Origin of the sequence: Streptomyces sp. SCPE 10, from assembly GCF_051980735.1 — a bacterium.
GTDB lineage: Bacteria > Actinomycetota > Actinomycetes > Streptomycetales > Streptomycetaceae > Streptomyces > Streptomyces misionensis.
Window position 1 is genome coordinate 1,963,478 of the sequence record NZ_CP197069.1, and the last position, 22,004, is coordinate 1,985,481.

The window sequence follows — 22,004 nt, forward strand, 5'->3', positions numbered from 1 at the left end:
GGTACCCACGGCCGGCTGAGCCGATGGGTGCCGATCGCAGGTATGCGTACGGCGCCGCCGCCGGGCTTCTCGGCGACCTGCTCCTCGGCGATCCCCGTCGCGGGCACCCGGTCGCCGTGTTCGGGCGTGCGGCCGCCGCGGCGGAGGGCGCATTGTGGCACGACCACCGCGGCTGGGGCGCTCTGCACACCGCCGTGTGCGCCGGTGGCGCCGTCGCGCTCGGGGCACTGGCCGCACGCGCCGTACGCCCCTCCCCCGCCGCTTCCGTCGCGCTGACCGCCGCGGCCGCCTGGTCCGTGGTCGGCGGCACCTCGCTCGCCCGGGAGGCCCGGGCCATCGGCCGCGCGCTGACCGCCGGGGACGTCGAGGCGGCCCGCGCCCGACTGCCTCATCTGTGCGGCCGGGACCCGCAGGCGCTGGACGCCGACGGCATCGCGCGGGCCGTGGTCGAGTCCGTCGCCGAGAACACCTCCGACGCGGTCGTGGGCGCCCTGGTGTGGGGCGCGGTCGCCGGGGTGCCGGGGCTGCTCGGCTTCCGCGCGGTCAACACCCTGGACGCGATGGTGGGTCACAAGTCCCCGCGCCACCGCCGGTTCGGCTGGGCCGCCGCCCGCCTGGACGACGTGGCCGGCTGGCCGGGGGCCCGGCTGACCGCCGTACTCGCCGCCGCGGCCGGAGGCGACCCGCGCGGTGCCGTGCGCGCCTGGCGCGCGGACGCCGGCCGGCACCCGAGCCCGAACGCCGGTCCCGTGGAGGCCTCCTTCGCGGGCGCCCTCGGCGTCCGGCTCGGCGGCACCCTCTCCTACGGCGGCCGTGTGGAGCACCGCCCCGTCCTCAACGGCGCCGCCGGACGGGCGGTCCGGGCCGGCGACATCGACCGGACGGTACGGCTCTCCCGCCGCGTCGGTCTGCTCGCGCTCGGCACCACGGTCGCCGCGCGCCTCCTGGTCACCGGAGTCAAGGGCCTGAAGGGACAAGGGAAATGAGCGGTGGTCTGCTCGTCGCCGGCACCACGTCGGACGCCGGCAAGAGCGTCGTGACGGCCGGGATCTGCCGCTGGCTGGCACGCCAGGGCGTGAAGGTCGCGCCGTTCAAGGCGCAGAACATGTCGCTGAACTCCTTCGTCACCCGCGAGGGCGCCGAGATCGGCCGGGCCCAGGCCATGCAGGCCCAGGCGTGCCGGATCGAGCCGACCGCGCTGATGAACCCCGTCCTGCTCAAGCCGGGCGGCGAACAGAGCAGCCAGGTGGTGCTGCTGGGCAGGCCGGTGGGCGAGATGAGCGCACGCGGCTACCACGGCGGGCGGCAGCAGCGGCTGCTGGGCACGGTGCTGGACAGCCTGGCCGAACTGCGGCGCACGTACGACGTGGTGGTCTGCGAGGGGGCGGGCAGCCCGGCGGAGATCAACCTGCGGCGCACCGACATCGTCAACATGGGGATCGCGCGGGGTGCCCGGCTGCCCGTGCTGGTCGTCGGCGACATCGACCGCGGTGGCGTCTTCGCCTCCTTCTTCGGCACCCTCGCGCTGCTCGCGCCCGAGGACCAGGAACTGGTCGCCGGGTTCCTGGTGAACAAGTTCCGGGGCGACGTCTCGCTGCTGGAGCCCGGACTGGACATGCTGCGGGACCTCACCGGGCGGCGGACGTACGGCGTGCTGCCGTTCCGGCACGGGCTGGGGATCGACGAGGAGGACGGGCTGCGGGTCTCCCTGCGGGGCGCCGTGCGGGAGTCGGCCGTCGCTCCCCCCGTCGGCGAGGACGTGCTGCGCGTCGCCGTGTGCGCGATCCCGCTGATGTCCAACTTCACCGACGTGGACGCGCTGGCCGCCGAACCGGGTGTCGTGGTGCGGTTCGTGGACCGGCCGGAGGAACTGGCCGACGCGGACCTCGTGATCGTGCCCGGCACCCGGGGCACGGTCCGGGCGCTGGAGTGGCTGCGCGCCCGGGGGCTCGCGGACGCGCTGGTCCGGCGGGCCGCGCGGCGGCGGCCCGTGCTCGGCATCTGCGGCGGCTTCCAGATCCTCGGCGAGCACATCGAGGACGAGGTCGAGTCGCGCGCCGGCGCGGTCCCCGGGCTGGGCCTGCTGCCCGTGCGGGTGCGCTTCGCCCCGGAGAAGACCCTCGCCCGCCCCGCCGGCCGGGCCCTCGGCGAGCCGGTGGAGGGGTACGAGATCCACCACGGGGTGGCGTCCGTCGAGGGCGGCGAACCGTTCCTGGACGGCTGCCGGTCGGGCCAGACCTGGGGCACCCACTGGCACGGCTCGCTGGAGTCGGACCGCTTCCGCCGGGCCTTCCTGCGCGAGGTGGCCGCCGCCGCGGGGCGCCGCTTCGTCCCGGCGCCGGACACCTCCTTCGCCGCGCTGCGCGAGGAGCAGCTGGACCGGCTCGGCGATCTGATCGAACAGCACGCGGACACGGACGCGCTGTGGCGGCTCATCGAGTCCGGCGCGCCGCAAGGACTGCCCTTCATTCCACCGGGAGCGCCCGCATGAGCACAGTGTTGTTGTTGTCGACCGCCGACACGGATCTGCTGGCGGCCCGGGCCTCCGGCGCCGACTACCGCATCGGCAACCCCACCCGGGTCGACGTCGCCGGGGAACTGCCGCGGCTGCTGGACGGCGCCGACCTCGCCGTCGTACGCCTCCTCGGCGGCAAGCGCGCCTGGGAGGAGGGGCTGGCCGCGCTGAAGGCGTCCGGTGTCCCGGCGGTGCTGCTGGGCGGCGAGGCGGTCCCGGACGCGGAGCTGATGGCCGAGTCCACGGTGCCCGCGGGCGTGGTCGCGGAGGCGCTGCGCTACCTGGTCGAGGGCGGCCCCGCGAACCTGCGGGAGCTTGCCCGGTTCCTGTCCGACACCGTGCTGCTGACCGGCGAGGGCTTCGAGGAGCCGCACCGGATGCCGGAGTACGGCGTCCACGGCGCCCCCGAGATCCGCCCGGACCGCCCGACCGTGGGCGTGCTCTTCTACCGGGCCCATGAACTCAGCGGCAACACGGCCTTCGTGGACACCCTGTGCGCGGCCGTCGAGGCGCGGGGCGCCAACGCCCTTCCGGTGTACTGCGGTTCGCTGCGCGGCGCGGACGCCGGGCTGTACGAGCTGCTGGGGCGGGCCGACGCGCTGGTGGCGACCGTGCTCGCGGCCGGCGGCACGCACGCCTCCGGGGCGTCGGCCGGCGGCGACGAGGAGTCCTGGGACATCGGCGCGCTGGCGGATCTCGACGTCCCGGTGCTGCAGGGACTGTGCCTGACCTCCTCGCGGGCCGCCTGGGAGGAGTCGGACGCGGCGCTGTCCCCCATGGACGCGGCGATGCAGGTCGCCATCCCGGAGTTCGACGGCCGGCTGATCACCGTGCCCTTCTCCTTCAAGGAGCAGGGCCCCGACGAGGTCCCGGTCTACGTCGCCGACCCCGAGCGGGCCGCGCGGGTGGCCGGGATCGCCGTACGGCACGCGCGGCTGCGGCACAAGCCGAACGCCGAGAAGAGGATCGCGCTCGTCTTCACCGCGTACCCGACCAAGCACTCCCGGGTGGGCAACGCGGTCGGCCTGGACACCCCGGCGTCGGCGGTGCGGGTGCTGGACGCGCTGCGGGACGCCGGGTACGCGGTCAGCGGATACCCGTCCGGCGGCGACGAGTTGATCCACCGGCTGATCGAGGCCGGCGGCCACGACGTGGAGTGGCTGACCGAGGAGCAGCTGGCCGCCGCGCCCGCGCGGGTGCCGCTGGCCGACTACCGGGCGTGGTTCGAGACGCTGGACCCGGGGCTGCGCGAGGCGATGACCGAGGCGTGGGGCGAGCCGCCGGGCAACCTGTACGTGGACGGCGACGACATCGTGCTGGCGTCCCTGCGGTTCGGGAACGTCGTGGTCATGATCCAGCCGCCGCGCGGCTTCGGGGAGAACCCGATCGCGATCTACCACGACCCCGACATGCCGCCCTCGCACCACTACATGGCGGCCTACCGCTGGCTGGAGCACGGCTTCGGCGCGGACGCGGTCGTGCACATGGGCAAGCACGGCACGATGGAGTGGCTGCCGGGCAAGGGCCTCGGCCTGTCGCGCGGCTGCGCGCCGGACGCGGTCCTCGGCGAACTGCCGCTGGTCTACCCCTTCATCGTCAACGACCCCGGCGAGGGCACCCAGGCCAAGCGGCGCGGGCACGCCACGGTGGTGGACCACCTGGTGCCGCCGATGGCCCGCGCCGACACCTACGGCGACCTGGCCAAGCTGGAGCAGCTGCTGGACGAGTACGCGCTCGTCTCCGACCTGGACCCGGCCAAGGCCCCGGCCGTCCGCGCCCAGATCTGGACCCTGGTCAAGGCCGCCGAGCTCCACCACGACCTGCAGGTGGACGAGCAGCCGGACGACACCGAGTTCGACGAGTTCGTCATGCACATCGACGGCTATCTGTGCGAGATCAAGGACGTGCAGATCCGCGACGGCCTGCATGTGCTGGGCGGCGGCCCGGTCGGCGACGCGCGGGTGAACCTCGTCCTCGCCGTGCTGCGCGCCTCCCAGGTGTGGGGCGGCCGGGCGAACGCCCTGCCGGGCCTGCGGGCCTGTCTCGCCGCCCACTTCGGGCTGGTGGAGAAGGAGTTGCTGGCCGAGCCGGGTGCCGCGGTGAAGGTGCCGGTGGAGCTGACCGACCTGGCGCAGGGCCCGGCGCGGACGGCGGCCGACGCGATCGACCTGCTGGAGCAGCTGTGCCGCCGGGTCGCGGAGGGCATGGAGGCGCGGGACTGGGCGCGCGCGGCCGTCGGGGACGTCGTACGGGAGGCACTGGGCGGTGCCGCGCTCCCCGAGGCGGTGGCGGTGCTGGAGTTCGCGTGCGACGAGGTGGTGCCGCGGCTGGCGCGCACGTCGGACGAGATCGGGCACATCCTGCGCGCGCTGGACGGCGGCTACGTCCCGGCGGGCCCCTCGGGATCACCGACCCGCGGCCTGGTCAACGTGCTGCCCACGGGCCGCAACTTCTACTCGGTCGACCCCAAGGCGATCCCGTCCCGGCTGAGCTGGGAGGTCGGGCAGTCGCTCGCCGACTCGCTGGTGCGGCGGTATCTGGCCGACACCGGCGAGTACCCGAGGTCCGTCGGCCTGACGGTCTGGGGCACCTCCGCGATGCGCACCCAGGGCGACGACATCGCCGAGATCCTGGCGCTGCTGGGCTGCCGCCCGGTCTGGGACGACGCCTCGCGCCGGGTGACCGGCTTCGAAGTGATCCCGCCGGCCGAGCTGGGGCGCCCGCGCATCGACGTCACGGTCCGTATCTCCGGCTTCTTCCGGGACGCGTTCCCGCACGTCGTGGCGCTGATCGACGACGCGGTACGGGCGGTGGCCGAGCTGCCGGAGCCGCCGGAGACCAACTATGTGCGGGCGCACGTGGCGCAGGACACCGCCGAACACGGTGACCGGCGCCGCGCGACCGCCCGGATCTTCGGTTCCAAGCCGGGCGCGTACGGCGCGGGTCTGCTGCCGCTGATCGACGCCCGCAACTGGCGCTCCGACGCCGACCTCGCCGAGGTGTACGCCGTCTGGGGCGGTTACGCGTACGGGCGCGGGCTCGACGGCCGGGCGGCGCGCGGCGACATGGAGACGGCGTTCAAGCGGATCGCGGTGGCGGCGAAGAACGTCGACACCCGTGAGCACGACCTGGTCGACGCCGACGACTACTTCCAGTACCACGGCGGCATGGTCGCCATGGTCCGGCACCTGACCGGCGCCAACCCCGAGGCGTACGTGGGTGATTCGGCCGTTCCGGACCAGGTGCGGACGCGGACGCTGGGCGAGGAGACGCATCGTGTGTTCCGGGCGCGGGTGGTCAACCCGCGCTGGATGGCGGCGATGCGGCGGCACGGCTACAAAGGCGCCTTCGAGATGGCGGCGACCGTGGACTACCTGTTCGGCTACGACGCCACGGCGGGCGTGGTGGACGACTGGATGTACGAGAAGCTCAGCGCCGAGTACGTCTTCGACCCGGAGAACCGGGACTTCATGAAGAAGTCCAACCCCTGGGCGCTGCGCGGCATCACCGAGCGGCTGCTGGAGGCGGCGGACCGGGGCCTGTGGGCCGAGCCGGACGCGGACACGCTGGAGCGGCTGCGTGCCACCTATCTGGAGCTGGAAGGCGACTTGGAGGGCGACGACCAGTGACCACCCCCTTTCCTTTCACGGCCGTGGTCGGCCAGGACGATCTGCGGCTGGCGCTGCTGCTGAACGCCGTCTCCCCGGCGGTCGGCGGTGTGCTGGTGCGCGGTGAGAAGGGCACCGCCAAGTCCACGGCGGTGCGGGCCCTTTCGGCGCTGCTGCCCGAGGTGGCCGTGGTGCCCGGGTGCCGGTTCTCCTGCGATCCGGCCGCCCCGGACCCGGCCTGCCCCGACGGGCCGCACGAGCGGGGGCCGGGCGTCGAACGGCCCGCCCGGATGGTCGAGTTGCCGGTCGGCGCCTCGGAGGACCGGCTGGTCGGCGCGCTGGACATCGAGCGGGCGCTCGCGGAGGGCGTGAAGGCGTTCGAACCGGGCCTGCTCGCCGACGCGCACCGGGGCATCCTGTACGTGGACGAGGTCAACCTGCTCCACGACCACCTGGTCGACCTGCTGCTGGACGCGGCGGCGATGGGCTCCTCGTACGTGGAGCGCGAGGGCGTGTCCGTGCGGCACGCGGCGCGTTTCCTGCTCGTCGGGACGATGAACCCCGAGGAGGGCGAGCTGCGGCCGCAGCTGCTCGACCGGTTCGGGCTGACCGTGGAGGTCACGGCCTCGCGGGAGCCGGACCAGCGGGTGGAGGTCGTCAGGCGCCGGCTGGCGTACGACGACGATCCGGACGGGTTCGCCGCGCGGTGGGCCGCCGAGGAGGCCGCTGTACGCCAACGGATCGCGACGGCAAGGGAGTTGCTGCCGCAGGTGCGGCTGGGCGACGGCGCGCTGCGGCAGATCGCGGCGACCTGCGCGGCCTTCGAGGTGGACGGCATGCGCGCCGACATCGTGATGGCGCGCACGGCGACCGCGCTGGCCGCGTGGGCCGGGCGCACGGACGTGCTGGCCGAGGACGTGCGGCAGGCCGCGCTGCTGGCGCTGCCGCACCGCAGGCGCCGCAACCCCTTCGACGCGCCGGGCCTGGACGAGGACAAGCTGGACGAGACGCTGGAGCGGTCCGCCGGGCAGGACGGTGACGGGGACGGGGACGACGATCCCGGCCCCGGCGGTCCCGGTGGCGGCGGGCGGCCCGAGCCCGAGGACGGGCCGCAGGGCGGCGGGGACACCGCCGCGCGGCCCGAGACCGGCGAGGGCGGGCAGCCGCAGCCGTCCGGGGCGCCGGAGCAGTCGCCCGTGCGGGCCGCCGAGCCCTTCCGCGCCAAGGCGCTCAGCGTGCCCGGGATCGGCGAGGGTGCCGCCGGGCGGCGCTCGCGGGCGCGGACCGAACACGGGCGGACCACCGGGGCCCGCCGGCCCCGGGGCACCCTGACCAAGCTGCACCTGGCGGCGACCGTACGCGCCGCCGCCCCGCACCAGCGGGCGCGGGGGCGGTCCGGGCCGGGGCTGGTGATCCGCCGCGACGATCTGCGGCAGGCGGTCAGGGAGGGGCGCGAGGGCAACCTCGTGCTGTTCGTCGTCGACGCCTCCGGGTCGATGGCGGCCCGGCAGCGGATGAGCGCCGTGAAGGGCGCCGTGCTGTCGCTGCTGCTCGACGCCTACCAGCGGCGGGACAAGGTCGGTCTGGTGACGTTCCGCGGGGCGGGGGCGGAGGTGGCGCTGCCGCCGACCTCGTCGGTGGACGCGGCCGCCGCACGGCTGGAGTCGCTGCCGACCGGGGGCCGTACGCCGCTGGCGGCCGGGCTGCTGAAGGCGCACGAGGTGCTGCGGGTGGAGCGGCTGCGGGACCCGGCACGCCGGGCGCTGCTGGTGGTGGTGACCGACGGGCGGGCCACGGGCGGCCCCGAGCCGGTGGCGCTCGCCGGGCGGGCGGCGCGGCTGTTCGCGGCCGAGTCGGTGGCGTCGGTGGTCGTGGACTGCGAGTCGGGGCCGGTGCGGCTCGGGCTCGCCGGGCGGCTCGCGGGTGAGCTGGGCGGGACGGCCGTCACGCTGGACGAGCTGCGGGCCGACTCGATCGCCGGGCTGGTCCGGGATGTGCGGGAGACGTCGAGGAGGGCCGCGTAATGCCGCAGGGACAGCCGAGTGTCGTACCCGACGACGGACTGACGACCCGTCAGCGGCGCAACCGGCCCCTGGTGGTGGTGCACACCGGGGTCGGCAAGGGGAAGTCCACCGCCGCGTTCGGGCTCGCGCTGCGGGCCTGGAACCAGGGGTGGCCCATCGGGGTGTTCCAGTTCGTCAAGTCGGCGAAGTGGAAGGTCGGCGAGGAGAACGCGCTGCGTGTGCTGGGTGCCTCCGGCGAGGGCGGCACCGTCGCCTGGCACAAGATGGGCGAGGGCTGGTCCTGGGTCCAGCGGGACGCGCAGATGGACAACGAGGAGAAGGCCCGGGAGGGCTGGGAGCAGGTCAAGCGGGACCTGGCGGCGCAGACGTACCGGTTGTACGTGCTGGACGAGTTCGCGTACCCGATGCACTGGGGGTGGGTGGACACCGACGAGGTGATCGAGGTGCTGCGCACCCGGCCCGGCACCCAGCACGTCGTCGTCACCGGGCGGAACGCGCCGGCCGCGCTGGTGGACTTCGCCGACCTGGTGACGGACATGTCGAAGGTCAAGCACCCCATGGATGTGGGGCAGAAGGGTCAGAAGGGCATCGAGTGGTGAGTTCGCCGGTGCCCCGGCTGGTCGTCGCCGCGCCCTCCTCGGGCAGCGGCAAGACCACCGTGGCCACGGGGCTGATGGCCGCGTTCGCCGCGCGGGGGCTCGCCGTGTCCCCGCACAAGGTCGGGCCGGACTACATCGACCCCGGGTACCACGCGCTCGCGACCGGGCGCACGGGACGGAACCTGGACGCGTACCTGTGCGGGCCGGAGCTGATCGCCCCGCTGTTCCTGCACGGGGCGCGGGGGTGCGACCTCGCCGTGGTCGAGGGCGTGATGGGGCTGTACGACGGCGCCGCCGGGGAGGGCGAGCTGGCGTCCACCGCGCAGGTCGCCAAGCTGCTGCGGGCGCCGGTGGTGCTGGTGGTGGACGCCTCGGCGCAGTCGCGGTCGGTGGCGGCGCTGGTGCACGGGTTCGCGTCGTGGGACCCGGGGGTGCGGATCGGCGGCGTGATCCTGAACAAGGTGGGGTCCGACCGCCACGAGGAGCTGCTGCGCGAGGCGCTGGACTCGGCGGGGGTGCCGGTGCTGGGCGTGCTGCGGCGGGCCCGTCCGGTGCAGACGCCGTCCCGGCACCTGGGCCTGGTGCCGGTCGCCGAGCGGCGGGCGGCGGCGACCGACTCCGTGGCGGCGATGGCGGCACTGGTCACGGCGGGATGCGATCTGGCGGCGCTGGAGGCGCTGGCCCGCACCGCCCCTCCGGTGCCGGGAGACCCGTGGAGCCCCGTGCCGCCCGGCTCCGACGGCCCGGTCCGGCCGGCCGGCGGGCCGGGGCCGCGCATCGCGGTGGCCGGCGGCCCGGCCTTCACCTTCTCCTACGCCGAGCACACCGAACTGCTCGGCGCCGCCGGCGCCGAGGTCGTCCCCTTCGATCCGCTGCGGGAGGAGCGACTGCCCGACGGCACGGCCGGGCTGGTCGTCGGCGGCGGTTTCCCCGAGGTGTACGCCGCCGAGCTGTCCGCCAACGAGCCGCTGCGCGCGGCCGTCGCCGAACTCGCCGCGTCGGGGGCGCCGATCGCCGCCGAGTGCGCCGGACTGCTCTATCTGTGCCGGGAGTTGGACGGCCGGCCGATGTGCGGGGTGCTGGACGCCACCGCGCGGATGACGCGGCGGCTCACCCTCGGGTACCGGGACGCCGTGGCCGTCGGGGACAGCGCGCTGGCCGCGGCCGGGACCCGGATGCGGGGGCACGAGTTCCACCGCACCGCGGTCGAGCCGGGCGCCGGAGCCGCCCCCGCGTGGGGCATCCGGGGCCGGGACCGGCGGGTGGAGGGTTTTGTACAGCGGGGCGTGCACGCGAGTTATCTGCACACGCACTGGGCGTCCGAGCCCGGTGTGGCCCGTCGGTTCGTGGAGAGGTGCCGGACGTCATGAGCAGCAGGCTGATCGGTGTCGGGGTCGGTCCGGGCGACCCGGAGCTGGTGACGGTGAAGGGGGTCAACGCGCTGCGGGCGGCCGACGTCGTCGTCGTACCGGTGATGGGCGCGGCCGACGGGCGGGACGGCGGTGAGCCGGGGCGCGCCGAGGCGACCGTGCTGCACTACGTGGCCGCGGAGAAGGTCGTCCGCGTGGTGTTCGCGCTGAACGAGCGCACCGACCGGACGCGCCGGGAGGCCGCCTGGGACGCGGCGGGCGAGCGGGTCGCCGCGCTGCTGGGGCGGCACGGGTCGGTCGCGTTCGCCACCATCGGCGATCCGAACGTGTACTCGACGTTCACGTATCTCGCGCAGACCGTCGCGGCGCTGGTGCCGGGGCTGGTCGTGGAGACCGTGCCCGGGATCACCGCCATGCAGGACCTGGCGGCACGCTCCGGTGCCGTGCTGACCGAGGGCACCGAGCCGCTGACGCTGGTGCCGGTCACGGCGGGTTCCGCGGTGCTGGAGGAGGCGCTGGCCGGGCCGGGGACGGTCGTGGCGTACAAGTTCGGACGGCAGGCCGCCGAGGTCGCCGGGGCGCTGGCCCGGTCCGGGCGGCTCCAGGACGCGGTGTGGGGGTCGGCGCTGGGGCTGCCGGAGGAGTCGGTGCGCCCGGCCGCCGAGCTGGACGGCGCGCCGTTGCCGTATCTGTCGACGCTGATCGCGCCGCCGCGGCGGGACGGCGGACGGGGCGGGAAGCTGTGAGGCGCGCGGGACGGCCGGTGCGGTCAGCCGGAGATGCCGACCACCAGCCAGATGAAGGCCGCGCCGACGACCGTGCACAGCAGGGTGGAGCGGGCCGGGTGCTCGTGGTGGGCCTCGGGCAGGATCTCGGCGGCGGCGAGGTAGAGCAGCACGCCGCCGAAGAGGCCGAGATAGCCGCCGAGCACCGCTTCGGGGATGTGGAAGAAGACGGTGGACAGCGCGCCGACCAAAGGGGCGCAGGCGTCGGCGAGCAGCATGCCGAGGGCACGGCGGCGGGCGTTGCCGTACAGGCTGGTGATGGTGAAGGTGTTGAAGCCGTCGGCGAAGTCGTGGGCGATCACGGCGAGCGCGACGGCGGTGCCCATGCCGCCGCCGACCTGGAAGGCCGCGCCGATCGCCACGCCGTCCATGGCGCTGTGGCCCACCATGGCGCCGGCCGCCGTGAGGCCGACCTCGGGCGCCCGGTGATGGTCGTGCTCGTCCCCGCCGTGGGCGGCCTGGCGTGCGGCGAGGGTGCGTTCCACGAGGTGGGCCAGCAGGAAGCCGGTCACGAACAGCAGCAGGGCGGCGGGTACGCCGAAGATCTCGCGGTCGGCGGCGCGCAGTGCCTCCGGCAGCAGGTCCAGGCCGACCACGCCCAGCATGAGGCCGCCGGCGAGTCCGAGGACGAGATGCCGACGGTCGGTCACCCGCTGTGCCGTCCAGCCGCCGGCCAGCGTCATCAGGAACGCGCCGAGCGCGACGAAGACCGCCATAGGCACTTGCTATCCGATGAAGGCGCCTTCGCGCACATCGAGCACCTCGCATATCGCCTTGCATCCTGACATTTCACCCCGCTACTGCCGTGTGCTTTCCGTATGAGAGGACCTTTCCGATGGCCGACGCCCCCACAGACACGCCCGCCGGGACACCCCTCGGCAAGGTGACCTTCGTCGGTGCCGGACCCGGCGCCGCCGACCTGCTGACGTTCCGTGCCGCGCGCGCGATCGCGGCGGCGGACGTGGTGATCTGGGCGGCCAGCCTGGTCCAGGCCGAGGTGCTGGAGCACGCGCGCGCGGACGCGGAGATCCTGGACTCGGCGACGATGTCCCTGGAGGAGGTCGTGGCCGTCTACCGGCGGGCGCACGCCGAGGGCCTGAAGGTGGCGCGGATCCACTCCGGCGACCCGGCGCTGTGGGGCGGCACGCAGGAGCAGCTGGACCGGTGCGCGGAGCTGGGCATCGCGACGGAGATCGTCCCCGGCGTCTCGTCGTTCTCGGCGGTGGCGGCCCTCGCGGGGCGCGAGCTGACCATCCCCGAGGTCGCGCAGTCCGTCGTCCTCACCCGGCTCGGTGGCGGCAAGACGCCGATGCCGCCCGGCGAGGAGGTGCGCGAGTTCGCCCGGCACGGCACCACGATGGCGGTCTTCCTGTCCGCGGCGCGCAGCGGGCAGCTGGTGCGGGAGCTGCTGGAGGGCGGCTATCCGACGACGACCCCGGTGATCGTCGCCCATCAGGCGACGTGGCCGGAGGAGCTGGTCGTGCGGTGCACGATCGGCACGCTGGAGGAGACGGTCAAGGAGCACAAGCTCTGGAAGCACACGCTGTTCCTGGTGGGTCCGGCGCTGGACGCGCACGGCACCCGCTCGCACCTCTACCACCCGGGTCACTTCCACGGCTTCCGCAAGGCGGACCCGGCGGCCCGGCGGGAGCTGCGGGAGCGAGGGGCGGGCAGGTGATCACGGTCGTCGGCACGGGGACGGGGACGCCGCCGCCCGAGGACGTCGCGGCGGGCGCCGCGCTCGTCGTCGGCGGGCGGCGGCACCTGGACGCGGCCCGGCTGCCCGTCGGGGCCCAGCGGGTCGTGCTGGGCCCGCTGGCACCCGCTCTGGACACCATCGCCGCGTACGTCGAGAAGGAGCTGCCGGTGCTGGTGCTGGCCTCCGGGGACCCGGGGTTCTTCGGGATCGTGCGGGTGCTGGCCGAGCGCTTCGGTGCCGAGCGGCTGTCGGTGCGCCCCGGGGTCTCCTCGGTGGCCACGGCGTTCGCCCGGCTCGGGCTGCCCTGGGACGACGCGGTGGTAGTCAGTGCGCACGGCAGGGATCTGCGCACCGCCGTGAACGTCTGCCGCGCGCGTCCGAAGGTCGCCGTCCTCACCGGCCCGGGCGCGGGACCGGCCGAACTGGGCGCCGCGCTCACCGGCCGCGACCGGACCCTCGTGGTGGCCACCGCGCTGGGCGATCCGGAGCGGGAACGCGTGGAGCGGGTGACGCCCGCGCAGGCGGCGGTCCGGGACTGGGGTACGTCGGTGAGCGTGGTGCTGTGCCTGGCGGAGCCCTCGGCACCGGGTCCCCCGCGCACCGTCGCCGGGGTGCCCGCCGGTCCGGCCCGCTGGGCGCTTCAGGAGACGGAGTTCGCCCACCGCGACTCGATGATCACCAAGTTCGAGGTGCGCGCGCTCGCCCTGGCCCGGCTCGGACCGCGCCTCGGCGACCTGGTGTGGGACGTGGGCGCCGGGTCCGGATCGGTGGCGGTGGAGTGCGCCCGGCTCGGCGCGGCCGTCGTCGCCGTGGAGAAGAGCGCGGACGGGGTGGCCCGGATCCGGGAGAACGCCCGCGCCCACGGTGTCGAGGTGGACGTGGTGCACGGCACCGCGCCGGACGCGCTCGACGGGCTCGCACCGGACCCGGACGCCGTGTTCATCGGCGGCGGGGGGCGTGAACTGCCCGCCGTGATCCGGGCGTGCGCGCCGCGCGCGCGGCGGGCCGTGGTCGTGGCCATGGCCGCCCTGGACCGGGTGCCGGCGGCCCGCGAGGCGCTGACCGCCGCCGGGCTCGGCTGCGACGGGGTGCTGCTCCAGTCCTCGCGGCTGGCCCCGCTGCCGGGCGGGGTGACCCGGCTCGCGGCCACCAACCCGGTGTTTCTGCTGTGGGGCGTCAGAAGCCCCGTATCCAATCGAGGAGTTGACCAGTGATCGGCCTGATTTCCGCCACCGCGGCGGGGGCGGCGGCACGGGACCGGCTGGCCGCGGCCTGGCCGGACCGTACGCGGGTGTACGAGGGTGCCGTGGGACCGGCGGTGCGGGCCGCGTTCGCCGAGTGCGAGCAGCTGGTGTGCTTCCTGGCCACGGGTGCGACGGTACGGCTGCTCGCGCCGCTGCTCGGCGACAAGGCGACCGACCCGGGCGTGGTCTGCGTGGACGAGGGCGGCCGGTTCGCGGTGTCGCTGCTCGGCGGGCACGGTGGCGGCGCCAATGAACTGGCCCGCGAGGTGGGCGGGTTGCTGGGCGCCGAGCCGGTGGTGACCACCGCGACGGACGCGGCGGGGCTGGCCGGTCTGGACACCCTCGGCCTGCCCTGCGAGGGCGCGGTCGCCGCCGTCTCCCGGGCGCTGCTGGACGGTGAACCGGTGGTGCTGGAGCAGGAGTTGGCCTGGCCGCTGCCCCCGCTGCCCTGCTCGGCGCAGGGGTCGTACACCGTCCGCGTCACCGACCGGGACGTCCGGCCGGGCGAGCGCGAGGTGCTGTTGCGGCCGCCGTCCCTGGTGGTCGGCGTCGGCGCGTCCAGGGGGGCGCCGGTGGAGGAGGTCCTGGCGCTGGTCGAGGGCGCGCTCCGGGAGGCGGGGCTGTCCGCGAAGTCGGTCGCCGAACTCGCCACCGTGGACGCCAAGGCGGACGAGCCCGGCATCCTGGGCGCCGCCGAACGGCTGGGGGTGCCCGTGGTGACGTACTCCGCGGGGGAACTGGCGGCGGTCGAGGTGCCCAACCCCTCCGACGCCCCGCTCGCGGCCGTCGGCACCCCGTCGGTCGCCGAGGCGGCGGCCCTGCTGCGCGGCGGTGAACTCCTGGTCCCCAAGCGGAAGTCGGACGCCTCCCCGGCGATGGCGACCTGTGCCGTGGCGCGGCGTCCGGGCCGCGGGCGGCTCGCGGTGGTCGGGCTCGGGCCGGGTGCCCGCGACCTGCTGACCCCGCGCGCGGCGGCCGAGCTGCGGCGGGCCTCGGTGCTGGTCGGGCTCGACCAGTACGTGGACCAGGTCCGCGATCTGCTGCGGCCCGGCACCCGGGTACTGGAGTCGGGGCTCGGCGCCGAGGAGGAGCGGGCCCGCACGGCGGTCGCGGAGGCCCGGCGGGGGCACGCGGTGGCGCTGATCGGCAGCGGGGACGCGGGCGTGTACGCCATGGCCTCGCCCGCGCTCGCCGAGGCCTCGGACGACATCGACGTGGTGGGAGTGCCCGGGGTGACGGCCGCGCTGGCCGCCGCCGCGATCCTGGGCGCGCCGCTCGGCCACGACCATGTCTCGATCAGCCTCTCCGACCTGCACACGCCGTGGGAGGTCATCGAACGGCGGGTGCGGGCGGCGGCCGAGGCGGATCTCGTGGTCACCTTCTACAACCCGCGTTCGCGGGGCCGCGACTGGCAGTTGCCGAAGGCGCTCGCGATCCTCGCCGGGCACCGGGAGCCGACGACGCCCGTCGGCGTCGTGCGCAACGCCTCCCGGCCGGACGAGTCGAGCCGGGTCACCACACTGGCCGGGCTCGACCCGGCGACGGTCGACATGATGACGGTCGTCACCGTGGGCAACACCGCGTCCCGCACGGTCGCCGGGCGGATGGTGACCCCGCGCGGCTACCGCTGGCAGAGCGGCCCGGCGCGGGAGGAGGCCCGGTGAACCGGATCGTGCACCCCATCGAGCAGGAGTCCTTCCGGCGGCTGCGGGCCCGCCTGGACACCTCGCACTTCCCGCCGCTGACCCGGGCGGTGGTGGAGCGGGTCATCCACTCCGCCGCCGACCTGGAGTACGCGAACGACCTCGTCCTGGCGGAGGCGGACCTGGTCCCGGCGCATGCCGCGCTGCACGCCGGGGCGCCGGTCGTCGTGGACGTGGAGATGGTCGCGGCCGGCATCACCCGGCGCCGTACCGTGTGCCGGCTGAAGGACGCCCGGTCGGGACCGGGGCTCACGCGCTCCGCGCACGCCGTGCGGCTCGCCTACGAGGAGGTGGGTCCCGGCGCCCTGTGGGTGATCGGCTGCGCGCCGACCGCCCTGGAGGAACTGCTCACCCTGGACGCCTCGCCCGCGCTCGTCATCGGCCTGCCCGTCGGCTTCGTCGGTGCGGCCGAGTCCAAGGCCGCGCTGCGCGCGAGCGGGCTGCCCGCCGTGAGCAACGTGTCCGAGAAGGGCGGCTCGGCGGTCGCCGCCGCCGCGCTCAACGCCCTGCTGTACCACCCGATACCGTCCGAGGAGACCCTGTGACCACCCCGCCCGCCCTGCTGATCGCCGGCCACGGCACCCGTGACGACGCCGGAGCCGAGGCGTTCCGCGCCTTCGTCGAGGAACTGGGCCGCCGCCGTCCGGACCTGCCCGTCGCGGGCGGCTTCATCGAGCTGTCCCCGCCGCCGCTGGGCGACGCCGTGGCCGACCTGGTGGAGCGGGGCGTGCGCCGGTTCGCCGCCGTCCCGCTGATGCTGGTGTCCGCCGGGCACGCCAAGGGCGACATCCCGGCCGCGCTGGCCCGGGAGAAGGAGCGGCACCCGGGGATCTCGTACACCTACGGCCGTCCGCTGGGCCCGCACCCGGCGCTGCTGAAGGTCCTGGAGCGGCGCCTGGACGAGGCGACCGGCGGCCGGGACCGGGCGGAGGTGACCGTGCTGCTGGTGGGCCGCGGTTCCACCGACCCGGACGCCAACGCGGAGGTGTTCAAGGCGGCGCGGCTGCTGTGGGAGGGCCGGGGGTACGCGGGCGTGGAGACGGCGTTCGTGTCGCTGGCGGCGCCGGACGTGCCGAGCGGCCTGGACCGGTGCGCGCGGCTGGGAGCGCGGAAGATCGTCGTGCTGCCCTACTTCCTGTTCACCGGCATCCTGCCGGACCGGGTGCGGCGGCAGACCGAGGAGTGGGCGGCCGCGCACCCCGACGTCGAGGTGCGCTCGGCCGACGTGATCGGGCCCGAGCCGGAGCTGCTCGACCTGGTGCTCGAACGGTACGAGGAGGCCGTCGCGGGCGATCTGCGGATGAACTGCGACTCGTGCGTGTACCGGATCGCGCTGCCGGGCTTCGAGGACAAGGTGGGGCTGCCGCAGCAGCCGCACTTCCACCCGGACGACGACGGGCACGGACACGGTCACCACCACGGCGGGCACACGCACAGCCATGCGCACTGACGATCGCGGGCCTGACCTGCGGCACCACGGGGACGCCGAGGTCCGGGACGACGGCGCGGCACTGGTCGACCTGGCGGTCAACGTGCGGTCCGACACCCCTCCACAGTGGCTGCGGGCCCGGATCGCCGGGTCGCTGTCGTCCCTCGCGGCCTACCCGGACGGGCGGGCCGCGCGGGCCGCGGTGGCGGCGCGGCACGGACTGCCGGACGGGCACGTGCTGTTGACGGCGGGCGCGGCGGAGGCGTTCGTGCTGCTCGCCCGCGCCCTCGGGGTGCGCCGGCCGGTCGTGGTGCATCCGCAGTTCACCGAGCCGGAAGCGGCGCTGCGGGATGCCGGGCACACGGTGGAACGGGTGCTCCTGCGGCCGCGGGACGGCTTCCGGCTGGACCCCGCGGCGGTGCCCGAGGACGCCGACCTGGTGGTGATCGGCAATCCGACCAACCCGACGTCGGTGCTCCACCCGGCCGGGGTGATCGGCCGGCTCGCCCGGCCCGGCCGGTACCTGGTGGTCGACGAGGCGTTCATGGACGCGGTGCCCGGCGAGCGGGAGGCGCTGGCCGGACGGACGGACGTGCCCGGTCTGATCGTGCTGCGCAGCCTGACCAAGACCTGGGGGCTGGCCGGGCTGCGCATCGGTTACGTCCTGGCCGCCCCGGAGATCGTCACGGCCCTGGAGCGGGCCCAGCCGCTGTGGCCGGTGTCGACCCCGGCGCTGACCGCCGCCGAGGCGTGCATGACGCCCCAGGCCCTGGCCGAGGCGGGCCATGCGGCGCACCGCGTCGCGGCGGACCGCGCCCACCTGGTGGCGGGCCTGACCGCGCTCGCCGACCGGGGCGTCTCGGTGACCGGCCCGGCCGAGGGCCCCTTCGTCCTGGTCCGCGTGCCGGGGGCGGCGGCCGTACGGCGCCGGCTGCGCGACCTCGGCTACGCCGTGCGCCGCGGAGACACTTTCCCCGGCCTGGGCGAGGACTGGATACGCCTGGCCGTCCGGGACCGCCCCACGACGGACGCCTTCCTGACCGCCCTGTCGGCCGCCCTCCCCTGACGGGACGGCGCGCCCGCGGTCCCGCCCCCTCCCGGCACCGCGGGCACCGGAAGGGTCCGGAGGCCGTTACGGACCTCGGCCGGTCGCCGGGGCCGAAGGGCCGCGCAGCACGCTCAGTTCTTCCTTCGCCGTGCCACCAGCACCGCTCCCCCGCCCGCCGCCAGCAAGACCACCGCGCCGGCCGCGATGTACGGCGTCGCCGGGTTCCCCCCGGTCTCGGCCAGGTCGGTCCCGGTGCTGCCGCCCTGGGGTTTCGTGTCGGAGACGGGGGCCGCGTGCGACGTGGTGCCGGAGGGGTGGTGGCTCGGGGCCGGGTGGCTCGGGGCGGGCGCCGGCGGGGAGTCGCAGGTGGCCTCGGCGAGCGTGACCGTGCCCTCGACGTCGGCGACGTTGAGCTTCAACGGGTTGACGGAAACCTTCAGTTGCAGGGCGGTCGCCGCGGCAGCACGCGTCGTGGTGGCGCGCTGGGCGAGGTCGAGGCGGACCTCGCCCACGCCGGGCACCTTGACCTCGGTCGTGCCGCCCGCGGTGAGCGTGACGCGCCGGCCGAGCACGGTGACCGCGCCGAGGACGTCCGCGGCGGCGGTCGGCGTCCCGCCCACCTCGCAGGTGGCCCGGGCGGTGACCGTGCCGACCTCGATCAGGGCCGGCGCGGGCAGGCCGGGCACGTGCAGCCGCGCGTTGACGACCCGGACCGAGCCCTCGGCCCGCCGGTCGGTCACCGTGGCCTTCGCCTGGGCGACGTCCGCGCCGAGGACGGTGAAGGGCTTGCCGCCTGCCACTCCGTCCAGACGGGCGGACAGGGCCGTGCGGTCGGCGCTGTGCGGCGCCCGGACCTCGTTGAGCGAGACCGCCAGCGGGACGTCGACCGACTTGTCGAGCAGGGACACGTCGAGGCCGGTGCGCAGCACGGTGGCGGAGGCGTGACCGGTGCCGCCGGTCGCGTGCGCGGCGCCCGCGCCGAGGAGCGCGGGCGCGGCGGCCAGGGCGGTGACGGTCGCCGCCGCGGCGAGACGGCGGCCGGGCGTGCGGAAGGTGTTGCTGTTCACGGTGTGGGACCCCCCAGAGGGAACAAGCTTGGGACCCGTCAACCTTGTACGCCGTGTGGGTGAACGGTCAGCGCTCCCGGGCCACTTCACTCCAAAGGGGAAATTCCGCACACTCCTTCGATACCTCAGGAATACACGTTCCCGTCGACGACCACCCGGCGCGGTGTCGCCAGCACACCGATGTCCGCCCGGGGGTCCTCGTCGTACACCACGAGGTCGGCCGGCGCCCCCTCCTCCAGACCGGGCCGGCCCAGCCACTCCCGGGCCGACCAGCTGGTCGCCGCGAGCGCGTCGAGGCGGGGGATGCCCGCCCGCACCAGCTCGGCGACCTCCGCCGCGACCAGGCCGTGGGGCAGCGAACCGCCGGCGTCCGTGCCGACGAACACCGGTATGCCGGCGTCGTAGGCGCCGCGCACGGTGTCGTAGCGCCGCTCGTGCAGCCGTCGCATATGGGCGGACCAGCGCGGGTACTTGGTGTCGCCGCCCGCCGCGAGCCGCGGGAACGTGGCGATGTTGACGAGCGTGGGGACGATGGCCACACCCCGCTCGGCGAACAGCGGGATCAGGTCCTCGGTCAGTCCGGTGGCGTGCTCGATGCAGTCGATGCCCGCCTCGACCAGATCGCGCAGGGAGTTCTCGGCGAAGCAGTGCGCGGTGACCCGGGCGCCGAGCCGGTGCGCCTCCTCGATCGCGGCCCGGGCCGCCTCGCGGGGCCAGCAGGGGGCGAGGTCGCCGAGGTCGCGGTCGATCCAGTCGCCGACCAGCTTGACCCAGCCGTCACCGCGCCGGGCCTCCTGGGCGACATAGGCGACCAGGTCCTCCGGCTCGATCTCCCACGCGTAGTTGCGGATGTAGCGGCGGGTGCGGGCGATGTGCCGGCCGGCCCGGATGATCTTCGGCAGGTCCTCGCGGTCGTCGATCCAGCGGGTGTCGGAGGGCGAGCCGGCGTCCCGCAGCAGCAGGGTGCCCGCCTCCCGGTCGGTCAGCGCCTGCTTCTCCGCGGTCTCCGCGTCGACCGGGCCCTCCGCGCCGAGACCCACATGGCAGTGGGCGTCGACCAGGCCGGGCAGCGCCCAGCCCGCGACGGTCCGGACGTCCCGGGCCCCGGCCGGGCGGTCGAACGACACCCGGCCGCCGACCACCCACAACTCGTCGCGTACGTCCTCCGGTCCGACGAGGACCCTGCCCTTCACATGCAACACCGGCTGATCGCTCATACCGGCACCTTAGGGCCTCTCGTTCGGGTCGGGCCGGGCTCCCCTGACCCGATCGAAAGACCCTGGAGTGCTACACCCCGCCGGTTCCCCCCTGGTCCGGGACATCCTCCTCGACCTCGGCCATCGCCGGGTCGAGGAGGCGGGAGAGGAAGTGGCGGGTGCGCTCGTGCCGGGGCGCGCCGATGACCTGGTCGGGGCGGCCGTCCTCGACGATCACCCCGCCGTCCATGAAGACGACCCGGTCGGCGACCTCCCGGGCGAAGGTCATCTCGTGGGTGACGACCATCATCGTCATGCCCTCGCGGGCGAGCCCGCGCATCACGGCGAGGACGTCGCCGACCAGCTCCGGGTCGAGCGCGGAGGTCGGCTCGTCGAAGAGCATCACCTCGGGGCCCATCGCGAGGGCGCGGGCGATGGCCACGCGCTGCTGCTGGCCGCCGGAGAGGGACGCGGGGTAGGCGTCCGCCTTCTCCGCGAGGCCGACACGGGCCAGGTTCTCCGCGGCGATCCGCGCGGCCTGCGCCTTGTCCCGCCTCAGCACCCGGCGCTGGGGCAGCGTGAGGTTCTCGGTGACGCTGAGGTGCGGGAACAGGTTGAACTGCTGGAAGACCATGCCGATGCGGCGGCGCACCGCGTCGATGTCGACGTCCAGGTCGGTCACCTCGGTGCCGCCCACGAAGACCCGGCCCTTGGTGGGCTCCTCCAGCAGGTTCACACAGCGCAGCAGCGTGGACTTGCCGGAGCCGGAGGGGCCGATGACGCAGACGACCTCGCCCTGGCCGATCTCCAGGTCGATGCCGCGCAGCACCTGGTTGTCGCCGAAGGACTTGTGCAGGTCCCGGACGCTGATCTCGGGGCGGCTCACCTGATCTCCCTCAGGGACTTGGCTTCCATACGGCGCACGACGAGGCTCAGCGGGATCGTGATCAGCAGATAGCACAGGCCCGCGACCAGGATGGGCGTGGAGTTGGCGGTCTGGCTGGCCAGGTCGTTGCCGAACTTGGACAGTTCGCGCTGTTCCAGGGTGACGCCGAGGAACAGCACCAGCGAGGAGTCCTTGAAGAGCAGCACGAGTTCGTTGGTCAGCGGCGGCAGGATGATCCGGAAGGCCTGCGGCAGCACGATGGAGACCATGGCGCGCGCGGGCGAGAAGCCGAGCGAGCGGGCCGCCTCCATCTGCCCCTTGGGCACCGCCTGGATGCCCGCGCGGATCGTCTCCGCCATGTAGGCGGCGGAGACCAGGCCGAGCGCGACGGCGACCTTGCCGTACGTCCCGCCCGGGTACTGCACGTCCGGGAAGGCCAGGGGCACGCCGACGCCGACGAAGATGAAGATCAGCAGCGCGGGCAGGCCGCGGAAGATCTCGATGTAGATGCCGGCCAGCCAGCGGTAGGGCCCCACGGAGGACAGCCGCATCAGGGCGATGACCATGCCGAGGGCCAGGCCGACGACGAACCCGGACAGCGTGTACAGCACGGTGTTCTTCAGGGCCACCGTGATCAGCTCGGGGAACAGCTGCTTGGCGATGGCGGGCTGCGCGAACTGGTTCTGCAGCCGCCCCCAGTCCGCGGAGACCACGAAGGCGATCACCGCGGCGACGAGGACGGCGTACTGGGCGCCGCGCGAGATCCGGCGCTTCTGGGTACGGGTCAGCCCGGTGCGCTTGGGCTGGATTGCGGTGTCCGTGTCGGCCATG

The 22,004-nt window shown here is 75.0% G+C and carries 18 protein-coding genes; 13 read left to right on the top strand and 5 right to left on the bottom strand.

Annotation, left to right across the window (positions count from 1 at the left end):
• The first annotated feature begins 23 nt into the window (after positions 1 to 23).
• The 7 genes from ACSP97_RS09250 to cobI are packed head-to-tail and all read left to right on the top strand — an operon-like array spanning position 24 to position 10,862.
• Positions 24 to 986, top strand: coding sequence for a cobalamin biosynthesis protein (locus ACSP97_RS09250; protein ID WP_440557089.1), 963 nt, complete (start codon positions 24 to 26; stop codon positions 984 to 986).
• Positions 983 to 2,491 (top strand): cobyric acid synthase, encoded by a 1,509-nt coding sequence (locus ACSP97_RS09255; RefSeq protein ID WP_355153269.1) that lies wholly within the window; start codon positions 983 to 985, stop codon positions 2,489 to 2,491. The genes ACSP97_RS09250 and ACSP97_RS09255 overlap by 4 nt, the downstream gene beginning before the upstream one ends.
• A complete protein-coding gene (cobN, locus tag ACSP97_RS09260) occupies positions 2,488 to 6,144 on the top strand; it encodes a cobaltochelatase subunit CobN (RefSeq protein ID WP_364733785.1) in 3,657 nt (1,218 codons plus the stop codon). Before ACSP97_RS09255 ends, cobN begins: the two co-directional genes overlap by 4 nt.
• A complete protein-coding gene (locus tag ACSP97_RS09265; RefSeq protein ID WP_440557092.1) occupies positions 6,141 to 8,147 on the top strand; it encodes a putative cobaltochelatase in 2,007 nt (668 codons plus the stop codon). Before cobN ends, ACSP97_RS09265 begins: the two co-directional genes overlap by 4 nt.
• Positions 8,147 to 8,746, top strand: coding sequence for a cob(I)yrinic acid a,c-diamide adenosyltransferase (gene cobO / locus ACSP97_RS09270; RefSeq protein WP_355153274.1), 600 nt, complete (start codon positions 8,147 to 8,149; stop codon positions 8,744 to 8,746). The genes ACSP97_RS09265 and cobO overlap by 1 nt, the downstream gene beginning before the upstream one ends.
• Positions 8,740 to 10,116, top strand: coding sequence for a cobyrinate a,c-diamide synthase (locus ACSP97_RS09275; protein WP_440557094.1), 1,377 nt, complete (start codon positions 8,740 to 8,742; stop codon positions 10,114 to 10,116). Before cobO ends, ACSP97_RS09275 begins: the two co-directional genes overlap by 7 nt.
• On the top strand, positions 10,113 to 10,862 hold the full coding sequence (cobI, locus tag ACSP97_RS09280) for a precorrin-2 C(20)-methyltransferase (RefSeq protein ID WP_355153278.1): 750 nt from the start codon (positions 10,113 to 10,115) through the stop codon (positions 10,860 to 10,862). The genes ACSP97_RS09275 and cobI overlap by 4 nt, the downstream gene beginning before the upstream one ends.
• A 23-nt stretch (positions 10,863 to 10,885) precedes the next feature.
• Here cobI and ACSP97_RS09285 read toward each other — a convergent pair whose 3' ends face one another.
• A complete protein-coding gene (locus tag ACSP97_RS09285; RefSeq protein ID WP_355153279.1) occupies positions 10,886 to 11,617 on the bottom strand; it encodes a ZIP family metal transporter in 732 nt (243 codons plus the stop codon).
• Positions 11,618 to 11,736: 119 nt separating this feature from the next.
• Between ACSP97_RS09285 and cobM the strand changes: the two genes are divergently transcribed.
• Genes cobM through cobC form a run of 6 tightly spaced genes read left to right on the top strand, consistent with a single transcriptional unit; the run spans position 11,737 to position 18,042 of the window.
• Entirely contained in the window at positions 11,737 to 12,579 is an 843-nt protein-coding gene (cobM, locus tag ACSP97_RS09290; RefSeq protein WP_358276180.1) for a precorrin-4 C(11)-methyltransferase, read from the top strand.
• Positions 12,576 to 13,814, top strand: a complete 1,239-nt coding sequence (gene cbiE, locus ACSP97_RS09295; RefSeq protein WP_440557097.1) for a precorrin-6y C5,15-methyltransferase (decarboxylating) subunit CbiE — start codon at positions 12,576 to 12,578, stop codon at positions 13,812 to 13,814. Before cobM ends, cbiE begins: the two co-directional genes overlap by 4 nt.
• The gene (cobJ, locus tag ACSP97_RS09300; protein WP_440557099.1) at positions 13,811 to 15,508 is read left to right on the top strand and encodes a precorrin-3B C(17)-methyltransferase; all 1,698 of its coding nucleotides are present in this window, start codon (positions 13,811 to 13,813) and stop codon (positions 15,506 to 15,508) included. Before cbiE ends, cobJ begins: the two co-directional genes overlap by 4 nt.
• Positions 15,505 to 16,092: a precorrin-8X methylmutase gene (locus ACSP97_RS09305; RefSeq protein WP_355153286.1), complete on the top strand. Its 588-nt coding sequence runs from the start codon at positions 15,505 to 15,507 to the stop codon at positions 16,090 to 16,092. Before cobJ ends, ACSP97_RS09305 begins: the two co-directional genes overlap by 4 nt.
• A complete protein-coding gene (locus tag ACSP97_RS09310) occupies positions 16,089 to 16,997 on the top strand; it encodes a sirohydrochlorin chelatase (protein ID WP_440557105.1) in 909 nt (302 codons plus the stop codon). Before ACSP97_RS09305 ends, ACSP97_RS09310 begins: the two co-directional genes overlap by 4 nt.
• A complete protein-coding gene (gene cobC / locus ACSP97_RS09315; protein WP_355533119.1) occupies positions 16,987 to 18,042 on the top strand; it encodes an Rv2231c family pyridoxal phosphate-dependent protein CobC in 1,056 nt (351 codons plus the stop codon). Before ACSP97_RS09310 ends, cobC begins: the two co-directional genes overlap by 11 nt.
• Positions 18,043 to 18,155: 113 nt before the next feature.
• Here cobC and ACSP97_RS09320 read toward each other — a convergent pair whose 3' ends face one another.
• From ACSP97_RS09320 to ACSP97_RS09335, 4 genes are all read right to left on the bottom strand, one after another.
• Complete coding sequence (locus ACSP97_RS09320; protein ID WP_440557107.1) at positions 18,156 to 19,091, bottom strand: SCO1860 family LAETG-anchored protein; 936 nt, start codon at positions 19,089 to 19,091, stop codon at positions 18,156 to 18,158.
• Positions 19,092 to 19,216: 125 nt separating this feature from the next.
• Positions 19,217 to 20,308: an amidohydrolase family protein gene (locus ACSP97_RS09325; RefSeq protein ID WP_355153294.1), complete on the bottom strand. Its 1,092-nt coding sequence runs from the start codon at positions 20,306 to 20,308 to the stop codon at positions 19,217 to 19,219.
• A gap of 70 nt (positions 20,309 to 20,378) precedes the next feature.
• Positions 20,379 to 21,173 carry an amino acid ABC transporter ATP-binding protein gene (locus tag ACSP97_RS09330; RefSeq protein ID WP_440557108.1) on the bottom strand — a complete coding sequence of 265 codons (795 nt, stop codon included), beginning with the start codon at positions 21,171 to 21,173 and terminating at the stop codon, positions 20,379 to 20,381.
• Complete coding sequence (locus ACSP97_RS09335) at positions 21,170 to 22,003, bottom strand: amino acid ABC transporter permease (RefSeq protein WP_355153297.1); 834 nt, start codon at positions 22,001 to 22,003, stop codon at positions 21,170 to 21,172. Before ACSP97_RS09335 ends, ACSP97_RS09330 begins: the two co-directional genes overlap by 4 nt.
• Between the last annotated feature and the right edge of the window lies 1 nt (position 22,004).

Coding starts and splice junctions, on each gene's coding strand:
- ACSP97_RS09250 (WP_440557089.1), top strand. CDS start 24: ATGGGTGCCGATCGCAGGTATGCGTACGGCGCCGCCGCCGGGCTTCTC.
- ACSP97_RS09255 (WP_355153269.1), top strand. CDS start 983: ATGAGCGGTGGTCTGCTCGTCGCCGGCACCACGTCGGACGCCGGCAAG.
- cobN (WP_364733785.1), top strand. CDS start 2,488: ATGAGCACAGTGTTGTTGTTGTCGACCGCCGACACGGATCTGCTGGCG.
- cobO (WP_355153274.1), top strand. CDS start 8,147: ATGCCGCAGGGACAGCCGAGTGTCGTACCCGACGACGGACTGACGACC.
- cobI (WP_355153278.1), top strand. CDS start 10,113: ATGAGCAGCAGGCTGATCGGTGTCGGGGTCGGTCCGGGCGACCCGGAG.
- ACSP97_RS09285 (WP_355153279.1), bottom strand. CDS start 11,617: ATGGCGGTCTTCGTCGCGCTCGGCGCGTTCCTGATGACGCTGGCCGGC.
- cobM (WP_358276180.1), top strand. CDS start 11,737: ATGGCCGACGCCCCCACAGACACGCCCGCCGGGACACCCCTCGGCAAG.
- cobC (WP_355533119.1), top strand. CDS start 16,987: ATGCGCACTGACGATCGCGGGCCTGACCTGCGGCACCACGGGGACGCC.
- ACSP97_RS09325 (WP_355153294.1), bottom strand. CDS start 20,308: ATGAGCGATCAGCCGGTGTTGCATGTGAAGGGCAGGGTCCTCGTCGGA.
- ACSP97_RS09335 (WP_355153297.1), bottom strand. CDS start 22,003: ATGGCCGACACGGACACCGCAATCCAGCCCAAGCGCACCGGGCTGACC.